The 15779-nt window shown below is 64.3% G+C and carries 15 protein-coding genes and 4 pseudogenes; 6 read left to right on the forward strand and 13 right to left on the reverse strand.

All coding sequences use genetic code 11. The features are described 5' to 3' along the window. Nucleotides 1-191: 191 nt before the first annotated feature. The gene (locus tag E3O67_RS06500) at nucleotides 192-1811 is read left to right on the forward strand and encodes an MFS transporter (protein WP_134430455.1); all 1620 of its coding nucleotides are present in this window, start codon (nucleotides 192-194) and stop codon (nucleotides 1809-1811) included. A gap of 144 nt (nucleotides 1812-1955) precedes the next feature. Here E3O67_RS06500 and E3O67_RS06505 read toward each other — a convergent pair whose 3' ends face one another. The 8 genes and pseudogenes from E3O67_RS06505 to E3O67_RS06530 all read right to left on the reverse strand — a co-directional run bounded on the left by E3O67_RS06505 (nucleotide 1956) and on the right by E3O67_RS06530 (nucleotide 7135). Next, entirely contained in the window at nucleotides 1956-2624 is a 669-nt protein-coding gene (locus tag E3O67_RS06505; protein ID WP_134430452.1) for a GAP family protein, read from the reverse strand. Continuing rightward, complete coding sequence (locus tag E3O67_RS06510) at nucleotides 2621-3001, reverse strand: hypothetical protein (RefSeq protein WP_241982032.1); 381 nt, start codon at nucleotides 2999-3001, stop codon at nucleotides 2621-2623. The genes E3O67_RS06505 and E3O67_RS06510 overlap by 4 nt, the downstream gene beginning before the upstream one ends. 15 nt (nucleotides 3002-3016) lie before the next feature. Continuing rightward, nucleotides 3017-3154, reverse strand: a pseudogene (locus tag E3O67_RS17765) (TetR/AcrR family transcriptional regulator); the annotation flags it as partial. Nucleotides 3155-3546: 392 nt separating this feature from the next. After that, nucleotides 3547-4194: a M23 family metallopeptidase gene (locus tag E3O67_RS06515; protein WP_241979279.1), complete on the reverse strand. Its 648-nt coding sequence runs from the start codon at nucleotides 4192-4194 to the stop codon at nucleotides 3547-3549. Nucleotides 4195-4608: 414 nt separating this feature from the next. Further along, the gene (locus tag E3O67_RS06520) at nucleotides 4609-5073 is read right to left on the reverse strand and encodes a cytidine deaminase (protein ID WP_174776804.1); all 465 of its coding nucleotides are present in this window, start codon (nucleotides 5071-5073) and stop codon (nucleotides 4609-4611) included. A gap of 164 nt (nucleotides 5074-5237) precedes the next feature. Continuing rightward, on the reverse strand, nucleotides 5238-6560 hold the full coding sequence (locus tag E3O67_RS06525; protein ID WP_241979278.1) for a wax ester/triacylglycerol synthase domain-containing protein: 1323 nt from the start codon (nucleotides 6558-6560) through the stop codon (nucleotides 5238-5240). A 37-nt stretch (nucleotides 6561-6597) separates the two neighbouring features. Continuing rightward, nucleotides 6598-6810: pseudogene (locus E3O67_RS17770) on the reverse strand (type II toxin-antitoxin system HipA family toxin); the annotation flags it as partial. Next, on the reverse strand, nucleotides 6803-7135 hold the full coding sequence (locus E3O67_RS06530) for a helix-turn-helix transcriptional regulator (RefSeq protein ID WP_241979277.1): 333 nt from the start codon (nucleotides 7133-7135) through the stop codon (nucleotides 6803-6805). The pseudogene E3O67_RS17770 and the gene E3O67_RS06530, both read right to left, overlap by 8 nt. A gap of 316 nt (nucleotides 7136-7451) precedes the next feature. Here E3O67_RS06530 and E3O67_RS06535 point away from each other — a divergent pair, with 316 nt between their 5' ends. Both E3O67_RS06535 and E3O67_RS17360 read left to right on the forward strand, forming a co-directional pair. After that, nucleotides 7452-8282: an iron ABC transporter permease gene (locus tag E3O67_RS06535; RefSeq protein WP_198417187.1), complete on the forward strand. Its 831-nt coding sequence runs from the start codon at nucleotides 7452-7454 to the stop codon at nucleotides 8280-8282. Next, nucleotides 8185-8448: an ATP-binding protein gene (locus E3O67_RS17360; protein WP_370260261.1), complete on the forward strand. Its 264-nt coding sequence runs from the start codon at nucleotides 8185-8187 to the stop codon at nucleotides 8446-8448. Before E3O67_RS06535 ends, E3O67_RS17360 begins: the two co-directional genes overlap by 98 nt. A gap of 143 nt (nucleotides 8449-8591) precedes the next feature. Here the strand turns inward: E3O67_RS17360 and E3O67_RS06545 are convergent, their stop codons facing one another. From E3O67_RS06545 to E3O67_RS06555, 3 genes are all read right to left on the reverse strand, one after another. Then, on the reverse strand, nucleotides 8592-9170 hold the full coding sequence (locus tag E3O67_RS06545) for a Pr6Pr family membrane protein (RefSeq protein ID WP_241982034.1): 579 nt from the start codon (nucleotides 9168-9170) through the stop codon (nucleotides 8592-8594). A 440-nt stretch (nucleotides 9171-9610) separates the two neighbouring features. After that, nucleotides 9611-10582 carry an agmatinase gene (speB, locus tag E3O67_RS06550; protein ID WP_134430438.1) on the reverse strand — a complete coding sequence of 324 codons (972 nt, stop codon included), beginning with the start codon at nucleotides 10580-10582 and terminating at the stop codon, nucleotides 9611-9613. A 60-nt stretch (nucleotides 10583-10642) separates the two neighbouring features. Then, nucleotides 10643-11626 carry a DMT family transporter gene (locus tag E3O67_RS06555; protein WP_134430435.1) on the reverse strand — a complete coding sequence of 328 codons (984 nt, stop codon included), beginning with the start codon at nucleotides 11624-11626 and terminating at the stop codon, nucleotides 10643-10645. An 81-nt stretch (nucleotides 11627-11707) separates the two neighbouring features. On the opposite strand from E3O67_RS06555, the gene E3O67_RS06560 reads away from it, so the two are divergent. Continuing rightward, the gene (locus tag E3O67_RS06560; RefSeq protein WP_134430432.1) at nucleotides 11708-12262 is read left to right on the forward strand and encodes a CGNR zinc finger domain-containing protein; all 555 of its coding nucleotides are present in this window, start codon (nucleotides 11708-11710) and stop codon (nucleotides 12260-12262) included. 290 nt (nucleotides 12263-12552) lie between these two features. Here the strand turns inward: E3O67_RS06560 and E3O67_RS06565 are convergent. Further along, nucleotides 12553-13951: pseudogene (locus E3O67_RS06565) on the reverse strand (IS3 family transposase). On the opposite strand from E3O67_RS06565, the pseudogene E3O67_RS06570 reads away from it, so the two are divergent. Together E3O67_RS06570 and E3O67_RS17365 are read left to right on the forward strand one after the other, a co-directional pair. Continuing rightward, nucleotides 13950-14714, forward strand: a pseudogene (locus E3O67_RS06570) (FGGY-family carbohydrate kinase); the annotation flags it as partial. The pseudogenes E3O67_RS06565 and E3O67_RS06570 sit on opposite strands and share 2 nt — an antisense overlap. A 10-nt stretch (nucleotides 14715-14724) precedes the next feature. Beyond that, entirely contained in the window at nucleotides 14725-14940 is a 216-nt protein-coding gene (locus E3O67_RS17365) for an IS3 family transposase (RefSeq protein WP_134430429.1), read from the forward strand. 337 nt (nucleotides 14941-15277) lie between these two features. Here E3O67_RS17365 and E3O67_RS17370 read toward each other — a convergent pair whose 3' ends face one another. Continuing rightward, on the reverse strand, nucleotides 15278-15496 hold the full coding sequence (locus E3O67_RS17370) for an ATP-binding protein (protein ID WP_241982036.1): 219 nt from the start codon (nucleotides 15494-15496) through the stop codon (nucleotides 15278-15280). Nucleotides 15497-15779 lie beyond the last annotated feature (283 nt).

Consider the following 15779-nt stretch of genomic DNA (forward strand, 5'->3'; position numbering starts at 1 on the left):
GAGTACGGCTGAAGACGACCTTCGGGAGAGCGTTCCAGGCGTCCGCGAACGCGGCACCGAGCTCGTCGTCGCGCATCGCCACCGAGCGATGAATTGTCCTCTCGGGCGATTCGCCCGAGCTCGCCGACTCGTGGCGCGCGCAATCGGTGCGGCCTACACTGCCCAGTGGTGAACCGAAGGCGAGGCTGGGTATGAAGAAGTGGTCAGTCGTCACGATTCTCGGCTGCGCCCAGTTCGTGATGGTCCTCGATGGCACAGTTATGAACGTGTCGATTTCTACCGTCGTCTCTGACCTCGACACCACGGTCGCCGCCATGCAGGCAGCCATCACCTTCTACACGTTGACGATGGCCGCGCTGATGCTGCTTGGCGCCAAGCTCGGAGATGTGTGGGGCCGCCGACGCGCCTTCGTGATCGGTTCCTGCGTCTACGCGTTCGGGTCGCTGATCACCTCGCTGAGCCCGAACATCCAGATGCTGTTCCTCGGCTGGTCGATCATCGAGGGGCTCGGCGCGGTGCTCGTCATCCCGGCCATCGCGGCGCTTATCGCCGACAACTACGAAGGCAGCGACCGCATCACCGCATTCGCCGTGATCGGGGCGATCTCAGGGGCAGCGGTTGCCGCGGGCCCCCTCATCGGCGGCTTCGTCACAACATACTTCAGCTGGCGCTATGTCTTCGTTGCCGAGGTGCTGATCATGGTCGGTGTCGTGATGCTCTCCCGTTACGTGACCGACACGACAGCGCGGCAGCACCTGCGCATGGACGTGCTGAGTGTGTTGCTTTCTGCGTCCGGCCTGGTGTGCGTGGTGTTCGGGATGCTGCAGAGCAAGACGTGGGGATGGATATCTCCCCTGCAGGTGCCCGAAATCGGCGGCGTGCCCATCGCTCCACTTGGCATCTCCCTCACAGCCTGGTTGATCTTGGTCGGAGGCGTCCTTCTCTACGCCTTTGTGCGTCGCCAGCAGCATCTCGCGGCAATGGGAAGGCCGCCGCTTCTGAACGTGGCGTTGTTCCGGATCGCGCAGCTGCGCAGCGGGCTGAGCGTGCTCGGTGCACAGTATGCGTTCACGGCAGGCCTGTTTTTCATGGTGCCCGTGTACCTGCAGATGACACTCGGCCTCGACGCCCTGCAGACAGGGCTCAAGGTTTTCCCGCTCTCTATCTCCCTTATCCTGTTCTCCATCGTCGGCACCCGGCTGTCGCGATTGTGGTCACCGCGCCGTACTGTTCGGTTGGGCCAAGTCATCCTCGTGCTCAGTTCCCTCCTTCTGCTCGGGTCGGTGTCGCTGGACCTCAGGAGCGTTGCCTTCGCCCTCGGAATGTTCAGCGCAGGGGCGGCCCTGGGCCTGCTCGCGTCGCAACTGGGCAACGTCAACATGTCGAGCGTTACGGAGAAAGAGACGAGCGAGGTCGGCGGGCTGCAGGGTGTGTTCCAGAATCTGGGGTCCTCACTGGGGACGGCCCTGATCGGGTCAGTGCTCATCGCGGCACTGTCGACGTCATTTGCGTCGGGAGTGGCAAGCAGTGGCCTCTCACCCAAGGTTCAATCGGCGGTGAACGAGGCGACGCAGGGAGGAGTGGCCATCGTGCCAGCCGCGAGCGTCGAGGGCATCGCCACAGAGACGGGTCTGACGACCGCTGAAGCGCAAACGCTCAGCCGCATCTACACCGAATCGCAGGTCGCCTCACTCCGCAGGGCCTTCTTCGCTCTGACCGTGATCTCCCTGCTCTCCCTGGTGTTCTCGCGCGGGATTCCGACGGAGGTCTCTGGGCGTCGTCGAAGCACGAGTGCGGCGACGCTACCGTGAGCGGGGCAGGTTCCCCATTCGGAGGTTTGGGCGGCGACCACGAAAACGTCGATCCCCAACCGCTCTCGCCGTCCTTCTTGATGGAGGTCGTGCCCCGCTGTGCAGCTACCGAATTGCCGTGCGCCTGACGCCGGGTGGTCGATGTTAGCCGAGAGCCCAGAAGGGCACGGTCCCGACGAAGAGACCAAGCGTCATAAGCGCGATCGCCGCTGCCGGTGACGCAGGGACGGCACCGGTTCCGAAACGGTTCGTGACGCGGGCCAGAAGCGCACGGGTTCGTTGGCGAGAGAGCAGTCCGACGACCAGAAGCACCAGGCAGGGTAAGCAATAGATGACGGTATACCCGGCGAGCACCAGGAGCGCTACACCGGTGCTGGCTTGGGCGTCGATGAGCCTTTCGATAGCGATGAAGTAAGGGAATGCGTTGGGCAGATCGGCGGCGGTGAGGAGTGCACCGAAAGGGAATGCAGTCCACGGGGTGAACCAGGCGGGCAGTTCGATGGGTTTGCGGGGTCGGGTTCGGAAGCGTCGAACGCCCGCGATAACCAGCGCGGCTCCCGCTGCGCCGAAGGCGACATAGCGCAGCGCGAGCACGATGCCGCCGACCGCGCCTGCGGCTGCGCTAGCACCGAGAAACAGTGCTGCGCCTGCCAGGAACACGGTTGTGGCCGCGCCGAAGATAGTCACCAGTGCCGTCAGTCCGGGCCTGCTGGGTGCAGCGAGCAGGATCAGTGTGACGGCGACGATGGTTGCCGGGTTGAAAGCGTCGAGGGCCGCTAGGCCGGCAATGGCGCCCAGTAGTGCTCCACTCATTGTCGTGACGCGCCTCCGGGTCGAGGAATCAGGGCGTCGATGAGGGTGTCGAGTTGTGCGGGGGTGGGGGCAGGCTCTATGCCGGCGATCACGTTGGCGGCGAGCCCGTCCCCGACGAGGCGGATCACCCTCGCGCGCGTTGCGTCACCCGTTTCCCTCTGAATCATCGCCTCCCACCGAGAGACGGCTTCCTGCGCGGCGGCGGCGACGTCATCACCCGGAGACTCGACCGCCCGGTGCGCGACGGCCAAAGCGCGAAACAGAGCCACGTCCTCACCGGTCGGCACGGAAAGCCTGAGCCAGGCTTCCGCCGCCCGGCCGTCCATCGACGCCGTAATCATCGCCGCGTCGAGCTCCTCCAACGCCTCGATGGCCAAGCCCTGAACAAGAGCCGCGCGCGAAGGAAAATGGTGGATCAGTCCGCCCTTTGACACCCCCGCGGCACTCGCGGTGCTGTTCAGCGACGGTACGACACCACGCTCGAGAGTGAGGTTTCGGGCGGCTGTGAGAATGAGTGATCGACGATCCATGCAATCATCCTATCCGAGAACCGACCGGTCGGTCTGGCTGGCGAGCGGCCGCGGCCCTTCTCGGGGTTGCGCCGCGAGGTAGACCGTGGGTCCGAGGGCCACGAGGCGGCTGGCGGCCTCGAATCCGACACCTGCGCCCTCGCCGAGCGTAAGACGATCGCGTCGGCTCTCGTCGGCAAGATCACCCTTGATTGCGACGTGCCCACCGTGCCCGGGAGCGACCTGCGCCTCGTCATCACACCGCAGAGCCGGGCTCAGCGGATGCCGGTACGCTCGACGTGCTCCGCGTCGCCGGACTGCAGACGTTCGCAACGGCGGCGCAGGCTCGCTAGTCATCGACCACCACTATCGGCCGTGATGACGTGCTCACCGGGAACGGGTCCGTGCGCAATTCAGGAGGCGGTGAAGGTCTCCCCGTTCCTCGGAAGCCAGTTGCCACCATCGACCTGAGGGCGCTCAAAGACGATTGGCCTGCCGCGCGCCGTCGGCCAGATAGTTGAGTCAGTGACTTGCACGTGTACGTGAGGCTGCGTGCTATTGCCCGAATTGCCGCATGCTCCAATAGGCTCGCCGACCTTGACCACTGATCCAATCTCCACCCTCACCGATCCGCGCTGGAGATGGGCGATGAGCACGAAAGGCCCGGTCGGCTCCAGCGCGATGACCACGTGATTCCCCGCAATCGAGCGCACGCCCTCTCGAACCCGGCGAGCTTGGGACAGCGCGTACGGAATCAGCGCCACTTGCGAGCGGCGGGCTTCGTGATCACGCTCGCCGTCGATCGTGGCAACGACAATGCCCGATACCGGTGCCAGGATCGGTGCGCCGAATCCGACAAAGACCCCCGGGGATTCCGTTGCCAACACCGAGCGCCAACCGCGTTTCGCTGAATGACCGAGTTCGTCTACGGCGAGGAAGTCGATCGCGAATGTCGTGCCGTACAGATGAGTTCCATGGCTGGGAACACGGTTAGCCGGGCTGTTCTCTGCTGTCCACCGACCACGGAATGGCAAGCGAAGCACAAGTGAAGCGGTGTTCAACGGACAAGACCCTCCGACCACGTCAGCAGTCGGACGGACCGCCCGAGCGACACGCCCATTGTAACGATAGGCATGAGTCCACTGAGCCCGACCGGACCGGACCGGACCGGGCTGAGGCTGGGACCTGGCCGATAATGCGGGCTCCGTCCGTGAAGACAGCGAAGACGGGGCGGTCGTCTTTGACGCCCTCACGGTGAAGGCCGTCCAAGCCGGGGATTCGGCGCGCCTGATTATCAAGATCGGCGGGGAGACACAGGCTGCCATCGCGCTCTCGTGGAGATCTAAAAGGCAGGAGTAATCGGTGGAGGTGGCCTGCCGCATGGTGATCTGCATACGAAATGCTTGCACAGCGGCGCGATCCGCCGCGGTAGGCACACAAGGACGCACGAGGAGCTCATTCAATCCCGCTCGACGTCAGCGAAAGCGCTCCCCGTCGAACTGTTGAGTGCCGCCTTCCATGGTCCATGCTGCGGCAAACGGCAGCAGGGTCTCAATGGTGGCGACGCGAACGCCCTCGGCGGTTGGAAGAAGCACCCTGATGCCTGGGTAGTAATCGAAAAGGACCTGTCTGTCACGCCCGCATGGGCCGACAACACCGCGTCCGTGATTGCCAACAGCGACGATTGTCGTGATTTCTCGCCCGCCCTGTGCACGCGCCGCGCCAAGTGCAACCAGCTCGGCGCACGGACCGCCGGTGAAGTGAAACAGATTCACCCCAGCGAACATACGGCCGTCGGCGTCTCGAACTGCCGCGCCCATAGTCTGTGCACCATCTTCGTCGGCCCCGGCATCCGTGTTCGCGTCGATGACCTCCCTTGCGAGCTCAACGAGCTCAAGGTCTTGGGCCGTCGGCACTGTGAGTTCAGCGTTTGGGAGCATGAGGGTAATCCTACGGATCGAACCGGATCCAACTCTTGGCCTGCCTGCCCGCAAGCCGGAGGATCGGCGAAGCAAACGGATCGGGGCGGGCCGCAGGCCGCCGCGAAGAGTGCTTGCCAGCCGGATTCCCAGGGCGTGAGGGCTGACCGAACCAGCTCGCTGCGTCAGCCCGGGGCGAGGGCATCGAGCTCGGCTGTGAGGGCGCGGCGGAGGGTCGGGAGGTCGGGGCAGGCCTCCGGATCGGCGGTAATCGTGACGCGGAGGGTGCCCGCGTAGGAGAGCACGGCGAACGAGATCGTGACATTGCCGGTCGGGACGGTGAGGGGCACGAGGTCGGTGACGGGGCACCCGAAGAGCGTGATCGGAGTCTGCGGGCCGCGCAGGTTGGTCGCGAACGTGTGAATGAGACGCTGCCAGTCGATGAACCACTGGAACAGGCCGAGCTGGGCGAGCAACCGGAAGAACGGGCCGAGCAGCGCTGTCGAGGCACCGGGCGGGGACGTCTTGACGGTGCGGGTGACCCCCGCGACCACGGCGAGTCGGTCGAACGGGTCGCCTGAGCCGGGCAGGGCGAGTGGGACCGCGCCGCTCTGGTTTCCCAGGTCCCCCGCGTTTGTGCGGGTTCGAGCGGAGAACGGGACGGAAATGACGATGGTGCCGGGACCGCGGTCGGGGTCGCCGGTACCGCCGGTGCCAAATTCGCCGGGAGGTGCGGGCTGTCCGGGGACCTCACCGCGAGAGATAAGTAGGCGATTTAGAGCGCCGGCGATGGCCGTGAGCACTACATCGTTTACGGTGGCGTCGTGGGCGCGGGCCGCTGCGTGTACCCGGGCGAGGTCCAGGCGGATGCTCGCAAACCGACGCCGGGTGCCTGTGTGCCGGTTGAGCGAGCTCGGCTTCACGTGCACGCGCACTGCGGTGCGGAGCACGGCGGCTGCCCCGGCGAGGCGACGCAGGTCGGTGGGTAGTCGACGCAGCGAACGGATGCGTTCGGCACGGGCATCGGCTACGAGGGCGGCTGAAGAGGGCGCCGGCCGAGGGAAGATCGGGCGAGCGGACCCGCCGCCACTCCCTCCGCCGGGCCTCTCACGGGGTGCTGTTGAACCGGCTGGGTCCGGCCCGTCGACGAGGTTTGCGAGCACGGCGAGTCCACCGATCCCGTCGGCGAGCACATGGTGGAACACAATGATGAGAGCCGACACCGAGGCGGCATCCCCAGCACCAGAACTGGAAGTATCCCTGACCTCCTCCCCGGCATGGGCCTTCGCCTCGGTCACGAGCGTCGCTGACCAGAGCGGCCGGTCGAAGGGCAGTCGCGTGCCGATTATCCTCGCGGCGACCTCGAGGACCGCAGGCTCTCCTCCCGGGGAGGGGCATGGTTCCGCCTTGACGTAGGTCGTCGCGAACACCGAGCGTGTAGTCCAGTTCACCGAAACTGCGTTCAGCGACACCGCCTTGGGTAGCACGGTGACGTTCGGATCGTTCAATGAGTTTGCGTCCCCAGCGGTCGGGAGCGCAGTCCGTGAACACCCCGAATAGGCGACGCCCGTCCGCAGTGTTGAAGGACCCGGATGAGAGCGGCAGTCCCGGATCGAGGGAGTACGCGTCTGGTCTGGCCAGATAATCGATGTCGTAGGTGAACGTGGCGCTCTCTGAGTTGCGTCGACGATGCGCGTAGACCGTGCCTGCGCGGACGTCGACATCGCTTATTTGCACCCAGACTTCAGCGTCAGACATCGGCCTGTTTCTTCGGCAGGCTCTGACGCACACGCTGCGGGAGAACTTCCTCCGAGCGCCGCCGGCCGATGTCGCTGCGATAAGGGTCGGCGCTTTCAACGACGGTGTCCATGATTCCCAGTGCCCGGAAGACACGCAGCGCGGTCTCGAGGCTGACGCCTCCCTGCCCCGATTCAAGCTTGTGGAGGGTGGCCCGGCTCATACCGGCACGGTCCGCGACCTGCGCAGCAGTCAACCCGAGAAGTTTGCGCCATGTCTGAACGTCTGTACCAAGTTCACGCAGAGCACGCCGGACCGGGATGGGTGTTGTTCGTTTCTCGACCACTAGATCTCCTCCCTTAAGCTCATTATTATATACACTAAACCCAATAAAGCATTTGATACTACACATTATTTCGGTTTGCTGTTCTTCTGCGGGTCGCGATGCATTGGCCGATGTGTGCAGTGTGAACGGCTGTGGCGGGCAGACTCCAGCCCCCTCTCCGGGCGGCGAGGTTCACGCATGCCCGAAAGCCGCAGGAATGTCGAGTGCGACCCAAACTCACGAGGCTCGCCCGCTGACCCGTGGGTGGTGATGCGTTCGTACTTCTTATTGAGAATCATTATGATTAAGGAATGATGCCGCCGACCGCTACGACCCGATGACCCGCCCCCTACTCGCCCCGCAGGCGGTACCTGTCACGGTTCTGCGCCGAAAAGGCGGACTGTGGTCGCAGGGCCTCTGTGTGATGCTCGGCGGGTTGCTCATTTTGACCGTTCTTGTCTCGAGCAGCGCTGGACCGGTGCAGGTGTCGGCGGCAGACTCTCTGCGCATTATCGTCGGGCACCTGGTGCCCGGGATGCCGTGGATGGTCGACGGGTCCGTCACGGTGTTGCAGGACCAGGCGGTGTGGCAATTCCGGTTGCCTCGAGTTCTGATTCTCTCCGGAGTGGCTCTGGGCTCGCTGTTCAGCGCGGTCACGAGTTACCTCACCATCACGACCGATGCCCAAAACGTGTTCAGTGTGTTGTTCTTCTTACTTGGCAGCGTCTCGGCAGTGACCATGAATCAGCTCGCCGCCCCGGCGGTGGTGCTGGTCGCCGTACTCCTACTTGCCCTCCTGCAGGGCCGCGCGCTCAACGCTTTGCTGATGGGCGATGAAGCCGCGACCTCGCTCGGTGTCTCTGTGCAGCGTCTGCGCGGAGGGTTGCTGGTGGCCACGGCACTTCTGACCGGGACCATCCTGTCCGTTGCCGGCGGCATCGGTTTCGTCGGTCTCGTCATCCCTCACGTCTGCCGGATTCTCGTGGGCAGCGACCACCGTCGGATGCTGCCGGCCGCGGTACTCGCCGGCGGCTGCGATAGATCAGGCATGCCGCAGGCTCCGGTTCCTCATGATCCGGGCGGTGGTCGAGGAGTCGACCACCGCAGGGCAGAAGGAGCCACTCAACTCCCAACGGTATCTCGCCGAGCTCCTCGTAGCGGAATGTGACGCCCGAGACCGACGCTCTTCGGTGCGGCGGGTAAAGGCCGCTGGCTTCCCGCGGGATACGTTGTTGGGGGACTTCGACTTCAACTTTCACCGAAAGAGAAGAGAGCAACAGCATCGGGAACGCATCCAACGGATCCTTCCCCGGATGGACGAAGACCTTCTTTGACCGAGGCTCTGCGACGCGATCGTCGACCGACCCACCTTCAACGGCACGATTATCGAAACCGGAACCGACTCGCACCGCCTCGCCCACGCCCGCGCTCAACTATGGAGATGACAGTTGGGCCGATGGGGGACCGGCTTCGTTGTTTAGGCCATTGCCTTGGCGGGCGCAAGTTTCACACGCTGCATTCGACTGAGACCCCACACGACCGCGGCGGTGACGACGGTCAGCACTGCAATACCAATCACGTAGGCAAACACGGATCCGTATCCAGTGTCAGAATTTAAGAAGGGGTAGGGAACCCACCCATCGGTGGCTCCCCGAATGAGTACGACAACCACCCAAACCATCGGATAGATCAACGAAACCCAAAGGCGCTTCCATGCCAGCGGCGGGCGGTCAGCGAAAAGGATCCAGTCGAGCACGGCATAGATCGGGAGGATGATATGAACGACGTTGTTCGCCCACTCGAGGGCAACGCCGCCCTCTTGGCCAGCCAAGAGCACGTTGTAAATGGCGCCGACGAGGATCATGTATGCCGTCGCGCAGCCGCGGGTGAGGGGGAGCAGGTCTGATTGCTTCTTCCCGCGCAGCACGCCGACTCCCGTGATTGCCATCACTACGAGCCAGATGATGTTGCTCTGCATGGTGAAGAACCCGAAGAAGTTGAACGGGTTGATCGTCGCCCTAGTAGCGGTGTCAGCCAGAGTGGCGATGATGGCCACGACCCCAAGCGTGACGGCCGCGAGACGCACTATAGCGATGAGCTTGGTCAACGGTGCTCTCAGTTCTTCAGAGGACTCGCGGTGAGGGAATCCCCGCCACAACATGAGGCTAAAGCTAGCGCATGCGCGAGTGGCTGTTGCCCGCATGGCCAAGGCAGTCCCGCACGACCCACTACAGGGGTGTCACGACCGGGTCCTTTATAGACCGCCCGGGTCCGAATTTGACATATCCAAACCTCATTCAATTCCGCTCAACGTCCGCGAAAACACTCCTCATCGAACTGCTGAGTGCCGCCCTTCATGGTCCACGCTGCGGCAAACGGCATTAGGGTCTTAAGGGTCGCGACGCGAACTGCTTGCGGAGGGTGCTACCCGGACAGCCCAGAATCCGTCTTGTGGGATCTTTCTTCAAATTTCCTCACGCTCCCACGGCCCACTCGCTACAGGCCGTAGTGCTCCTTGTCATAGGCCATGAGTGAGAGGACTTCCCAGGCGGTGTGAGCCGCCACTAGTCCCGTCAAAGCCGCGTGGTCATAGGCTGGCGCCACCTCCACGATGTCGGCGCCCACGATCCCGATGCCGGTCAGCCCGCGAAGGGTGGTGAACAGCTCCCGGGTGGTGAGTCCGGCGACTTCCGGTGTGCCGGTGGCCGGCGCATGCGCTGGGTCGAGCACGTCGATGTCGATGGAGATGTAGACCGGCCCACCCTCGATTCGATTGCGGATGCGCTCGACGATTTTTGCCGCGCCGTGCGTCTCGTAGTCGTCAGCGCGGATGATCTGGAACCCCAGTACTCCGTCGGCTTCAAGTTCGGTCTTGTCGTAGACACCACCGCGGAGTCCGACGTGGACGCATCGTTGAGAATCCAGGAGGCCTTCCTCGGCGGCACGTCGGAACGGTGACCCGTGCCAAATCGGGGCGCCGAAATATGTGTCCCAGGTGTCCAGGTGGGCATCGAAGTGAATGACGCCGAGTGGTCCGTTCTTCTTGGCAACTGCTCGAAGTAGGGGGAGAGCGATAGTGTGGTCACCGCCGAGCGTGACCAGCCGGATCCCTTGCTCTGCGTATCCGCTGGCCGCTTTCTCAATCGAGGCGACCGCCGCCTCAATGCTGTATGGGGTGACTCCGAGGTCGCCGGCGTCAACGACCTGGTTCACCCTGAACGGATACACGTCGTGAGTCTGGTGATAGGGGTGAAGCTGCCGGGATGCTTCGCGAATGTGATTCGGACCGAAGCGCGCACCGGGCCGAAAACTGGTGCCGGCGTCGAACGGGATGCCCAGGACTGCCACGTCGGCTTGCGGAACGTCTTCGATCCGCGGAAGCAGGGCGAATGTCGCGAGGCCCGCGTAGCGCGGGTAATCAAGGATATCGCGCTGGCCGATAGGCGTGCTCTTCGTTGAGTCAGGCATGGGGACGACGTTTTTCAAAATAGGGCAGGGGCGTCGGCCGCATGACGAACGTCGAACGGATCAGCGGGTCTCGAGAACGTGTGCTCCGAACGCTGGTGACTCCAGCTTCTCGAGGGAGGTGGCGGGGAATTCGTCCGTAGAGCCCGCGGCGCGAACGGCCGCGATACCGCCCAGGATCAAGGCGCCGCCAAGGAGTTGCAGGGGCGTGAGCTGTTCGCCGAGCAGGAGCCAGGCGAACAGAGCCGCGAAGACGACCTCGAGCAGGGACACGAAGGAGGCCAGCCGCGACCCGAGGGCCTCGGCCGCGGTGATGCCGGCGACATAGGCGATCGCGGTGCTGACCACCGCTACGATTCCCAACGGCACCCACCACGGCAGTTCGACACCCGCGAGCGGCAGGTCGCCGAACGTTGCGGTGAGCGGCAGAAGGCCGGCGACACCGAGCAGACCCAGGACCAGGCCGCCCAGCACGAGACCCGAGGCCGCGAACGCGACCGGCGATAGCCCGTCGCTGGGACGGGCCGCCACGACGAAGTAGGTCGCGCAGCCGATCATGGCGCAGAACGCGAACATCAGGCCGACCGGGTCGACGGCGCGAACGGCCCCCGGGCCGATCACGAGCAGCAGGCCGCCGACGGCGAAAACCGAGCCGATCAGAACCAGGGCGCGCGGGACGCGCCGGGTCGTCGCCCACGCGACGCCGACCAAGAGCAGCGGCGCGAGAAGTTCAATCAGCAGTGCCGTGGCGACGGGAATGGTCTGGATCGCGGCGAAGTAAAAAACCTGGGTGATGACGACGCCGACGATGGCCATCACGATCACCCGCCAACGCGCCCGCCACAGGGCGGGCCAGCGTCCGCGCAGCGAGACGAGGGCGACCGGCAGCAGAACGAGCCCGCCGATAGCCACCCGGGCGGTCACGGCCGCGGTCGGGGACCAGCCCGACTCGAGGAGCGGCTTGATGAACGCGCCGGAGGTGCCGAACGAGACGGACCCGAGGACCGCTACTGCCAGGCCGGCTGACGTTGAGGAGATCTTCACCATGACTGCTCCTCCAGCGTTCAGTGTTGCGGTCTACAATTGTTAATGACCATAACGATACGCCAGGTCCTGTTAGGAGTCAACATGCAGTTTGCCCATGACACCGAGGAGGCGCTGGAGTTCGCCGCTGAGCTCGGAAATACCGACCCGGCGGCCTCCCGAAGCGGCACCGACGAGATCGCGACGCTCGAGCAACTGGCCGATTTCCTTGCGGGGTATCCCTTTTCCGGCCGCATCGACGGGGACGAGTACGAGCGGCGGGATGTGCTGAGCGCCCGCGATCAGGTGCGGCTCGTCTGGAGCCTCGAACGGGACGCTGCAGTGGTCCAGGTCAATAAGATGCTGGCCGACGCGCACGCCCTGCCGTATCTCGCCCGGCACGACGGGTCCGACTGGCACCTGCACGCGACGACGTCCGACGCTCCGCTCGGTGAACGGATGCGCGTGGAGGCCGCGCTTGCCCTGACGGACGTCATCCGAATGGATGAGATGCAGCGGCTGCGGATCTGTGGGGCGGATGACTGCGCCGGCCTCATCCTGGATCTCTCCCGCAACGGGTCCAAACGATTCTGCAGCGCCCGGTGCGGCAGCCGCATGAACATGATCGCCTTCCGCAAGCGGAAGGGCGGGCAGAGCTGAGCCAGGATTCCGTCGAGACGGAAAGGCAGCATCCGGGTCACGAGGTCGGGTCGTGGAGATGCCGTCGCTGGGTCCGGGAGGACCTCGCCCTGGTTCGGAAGTGGCGATCGTTGTTGGACGATCGGGAACGGCATTCAAACACCTTCGCTGACCTCGACACAGGCAACACTCGTCGTCACTCCGTGGCTGGAACCAGAGGTTTTTGCGCGGGCAAAACGGTTCTTCATGCCTGCCTCTTGGTTGGCATGGCAGCTGCGGAATTTGTCAAGGTGAATGAGGCCAGCGTGAGTTCAAGCGGCTAGTTTTGGCTCGTCTTCTTGAGCTTCGGCGGGCTTGTTGATCCAGGCCGCGTCGGGGGCGGCGAGGATCTTCGGGTCGCAGCTGGTGCTGAAGCGCTCGGGGTGCCGGGCGCGTGCTGCGGCGAGGGTCGCGGCCCGTTCGGCGGCCTTGCCGGCGGCGAGGCCGTAGTGGACGTCGGCAGGGGTGTTGAGCCCGATCCCGGTGTGCCGGTGGTTGTGGTTGTAACCCTCGACGAAGGTATTCATGAAGCGTCGGGTATCGCCGAGGCTGCCGAAGCGTTCAGGGAACACCGGGGCGAACTTGAGCGTCTTGAACCACGACTCCGAGTAGGGGTTGTCGTTGCTGACCCGGGGTCGGGAGTGCGACTTCGTGACCTCGAGATCCGAGAGCAGTGCGGCGACGGTCTTGCTCGTCATCGACGTGCCCCGGTCGGCGTGGACGACCTGCGGGGTGCCATGGATGGAGAAGGTCTCTCTCATCATCTCCGCGGCGAGGACGGCGGACTCGGCCGGATGGACCTTCACGCCGACGATATAGCGGGAGTAGATATCGATCATCACGAAGCAGTCGAAGTACTTGCCCTTGATCGGGCGGGCAGTTTGGTGATGTCCCACGTATAGACCTGGCCGGGGCCGGTGGCGACCAGTTCCTAGATCGCCCTGGCCGGGTGGCGGGCCAATCGGCGGCGTTCCCTGACCTGCTTGTTCTCGCCCAACACCCGGTAGATCGTTGAGATCGACGCCAAATACACACCCTCGTCGGGCAGCTGCGCGTAGATCTGGATCGGCGGCAAGTCCACGAACCGGGCCGAGTTCACCACCGCCAGGATCCGGGCCCGTTCGAGGACGTCGAGGCGGTGCGCCGGCACCGATACCGGCCGGGTGACCCTGGTGCGAGCCGTCCGGGTCGCGGTCGCCCGCGGTAACCCGACCAGGGCGGCGGCCGTCCGAGTCGGTACACCGCGGGTGGTGAGGTCGCGGTAGGTGGTCATCACGGTTTCGTGTGCGGTGTTTCGTCCCGCGAGCTCTTCGAAAGATTTTCGAGTAGCTCGTGCATTTTTGACATGATCTCCAACGCCACCCCCGTCGTTTCCAACCGCCGTTCCGTCACCTCCAGTTGGCGGCGGAGGCGGGCGATCTCGGCCTGTTCGGGCGTGAGCCGGCCGATCTTCTCCCCGGGTTTCTTGCCCTGCAGTACCCCGGCGTCGCGCAGTTTTCGCCACTCCGTGATCTGCGAGGAATAGATACCCTGCTCCCGCAAATACGCGCCGCCCCCGTTGCGGGAGATGGCGTCCTCGTAGGCGGCGAGGTGGTCAAGTTTCTGCTTCGGGGTGAACGAACGCCAGGGCGTGGGGCCGCCCGCGCGGGGGCCGGGACTGCTGTTGTTCATGGAACTATCGTCGCGCACGGCGATCAACGAGGGGCTGGACATAGTGGGACTTCCTGATTCTCGCCCTACGTCAAACGGCGGACTTGCTCTGAGCTACTGGCCTCAACTCACCCTGACACGTAGGGCACTGACCGGAAGCTACGTGCTCGACCATGAGTCAGCCAGTCAGTGCACGCCGTTGTACGACACTGTGGAAAACAAATGGTACAAACCGTGGGCGGATCTCATCGCTCCAGAACTCGAACTGCCGGACCTTGTTTGGGCGGACGACGTGGTTGGGCCAGTGACGGCAGAGGCGGCGGCGGTGACAGGTCTGCCACGAGGCATCCCCGTCATCGCCGGCTCGATTGATGCTTGGACTGAAGCGGTGAGCGTCGGCGCCCAGAAGCCTGGTGATCTCATGCTCATGTACGGCACCACAATGTTCCTGATCAGCACTCTCAGCGAACGGATCAGTGTTCCGGGACTCTGGGGAACAGTCGGCGTCTTCAAGGGAACGCGGAACCTTGCAGGAGGGATGGCAACGTCGGGCGCAATAACGGGGTTGCTGCGAGACTTGTTTGGAGCGCCGGACTACCCCGTGCTTGTTAGGGAAGCAGCGGTTTCCGGACCAGGCGCCCACGGTCTGCTCATGCTGCCGTACTTCGCCGGTGAACGAACCCCCATCATGGACCCAGACGCCCGAGGGGTCTTCGCTGGCCTCACGCTGTCACACACGCGTGGCGATATATATAGATCCGCACTCGAGGCCACAGCCTTTGAAGTGCGTCACAATGTTGAGGCAATTCAGAGCGCGGGCGCAGTCGTCGAAAGAGTTCTACTACCGCCGGGTTTGGCCCACCCGAGCCCGCGCGATCCAAGGCGTCGCGGACTGGATCGAGGACCGCTACAACCGCCGCCGCCGGCACTCCTCGATCGGGCACGTCACCCCAGTGGACTTCGAGATGCAATACTCGTCACAGGCCGCAGAGATCCAACTCGCCGCTTAACCCGTGTCCACTCTCCGGGGTCAAGGCCACGCCGGCGTCGACGGTTCGGGTCCTCTGCGGCGGGTCGCACAGATGGCCGGATTGCGAGTAGCGCTTGATGGTAGCGCCAGTCCATGCAGGTGGTCCATGCAGGTGATAGCACGGTTCTGACGAGGTGGTAGCGGCCCGCGCTTCGTGCCTGGGCCGCTGAGCATCACTCCCAGTAGCCGTCCTGGGCGCGGGCTTGGTCGTTGCGGTGCCGGCGCATATCGATCTGGCCAAGGTTGATGATCCGGGCGTTGTTGGCGAGGCGGTTCACGATCGAGTCCGCCGCGACCCGGTCGGGCAGCTCGGCAACTCAGCGCGCCGGACCGGTCTGCGAGGCGATCATCGTCGGCAGCCGGTGTTCGCGGATCGCGAGGATTGCGAACAGGTCGCTGGCGGCGTCGCTGTCGACGCCGACGGTGAGGAAGTCATCGATGATGAGCAAATCGATGTTGGAGAGCTCGTTCAACAGCTTCTGGTGGGCAATGCTGTCGCCGCGGGCGATGACGAGGCGGCGGGCGAGGTCGTCCATCCGGAAGTAAGAACCGAATGTTCGCTCTGGCAAGCGCCGATGGCCAGCGCGCAGGCAAGGTAGGTTTTCCCGCCGTCGGTGCGCGAGATTATGAGCTGGCGAATTCTGGCGGATGCCGCATTGGTCTGGGTCGTGTCGTCGACGCGCTTAGATGAGTACGATCTCGAGCGGCGTGCGCGAACAGGGCATCCGCTCGGCGTTTCGATACCCGTCACTGCGTAGCGATTCCCCGGTTGCTAGGCGGCGGTTCGACGACACCACGACTCGGCCGGCGCTATTGGTG

Origin of the sequence: Cryobacterium sp. TMT3-29-2 (assembly GCF_004564305.1) — a bacterium.
Taxonomy (GTDB): Bacteria; Actinomycetota; Actinomycetes; order Actinomycetales; family Microbacteriaceae; genus Cryobacterium; species Cryobacterium sinapicolor.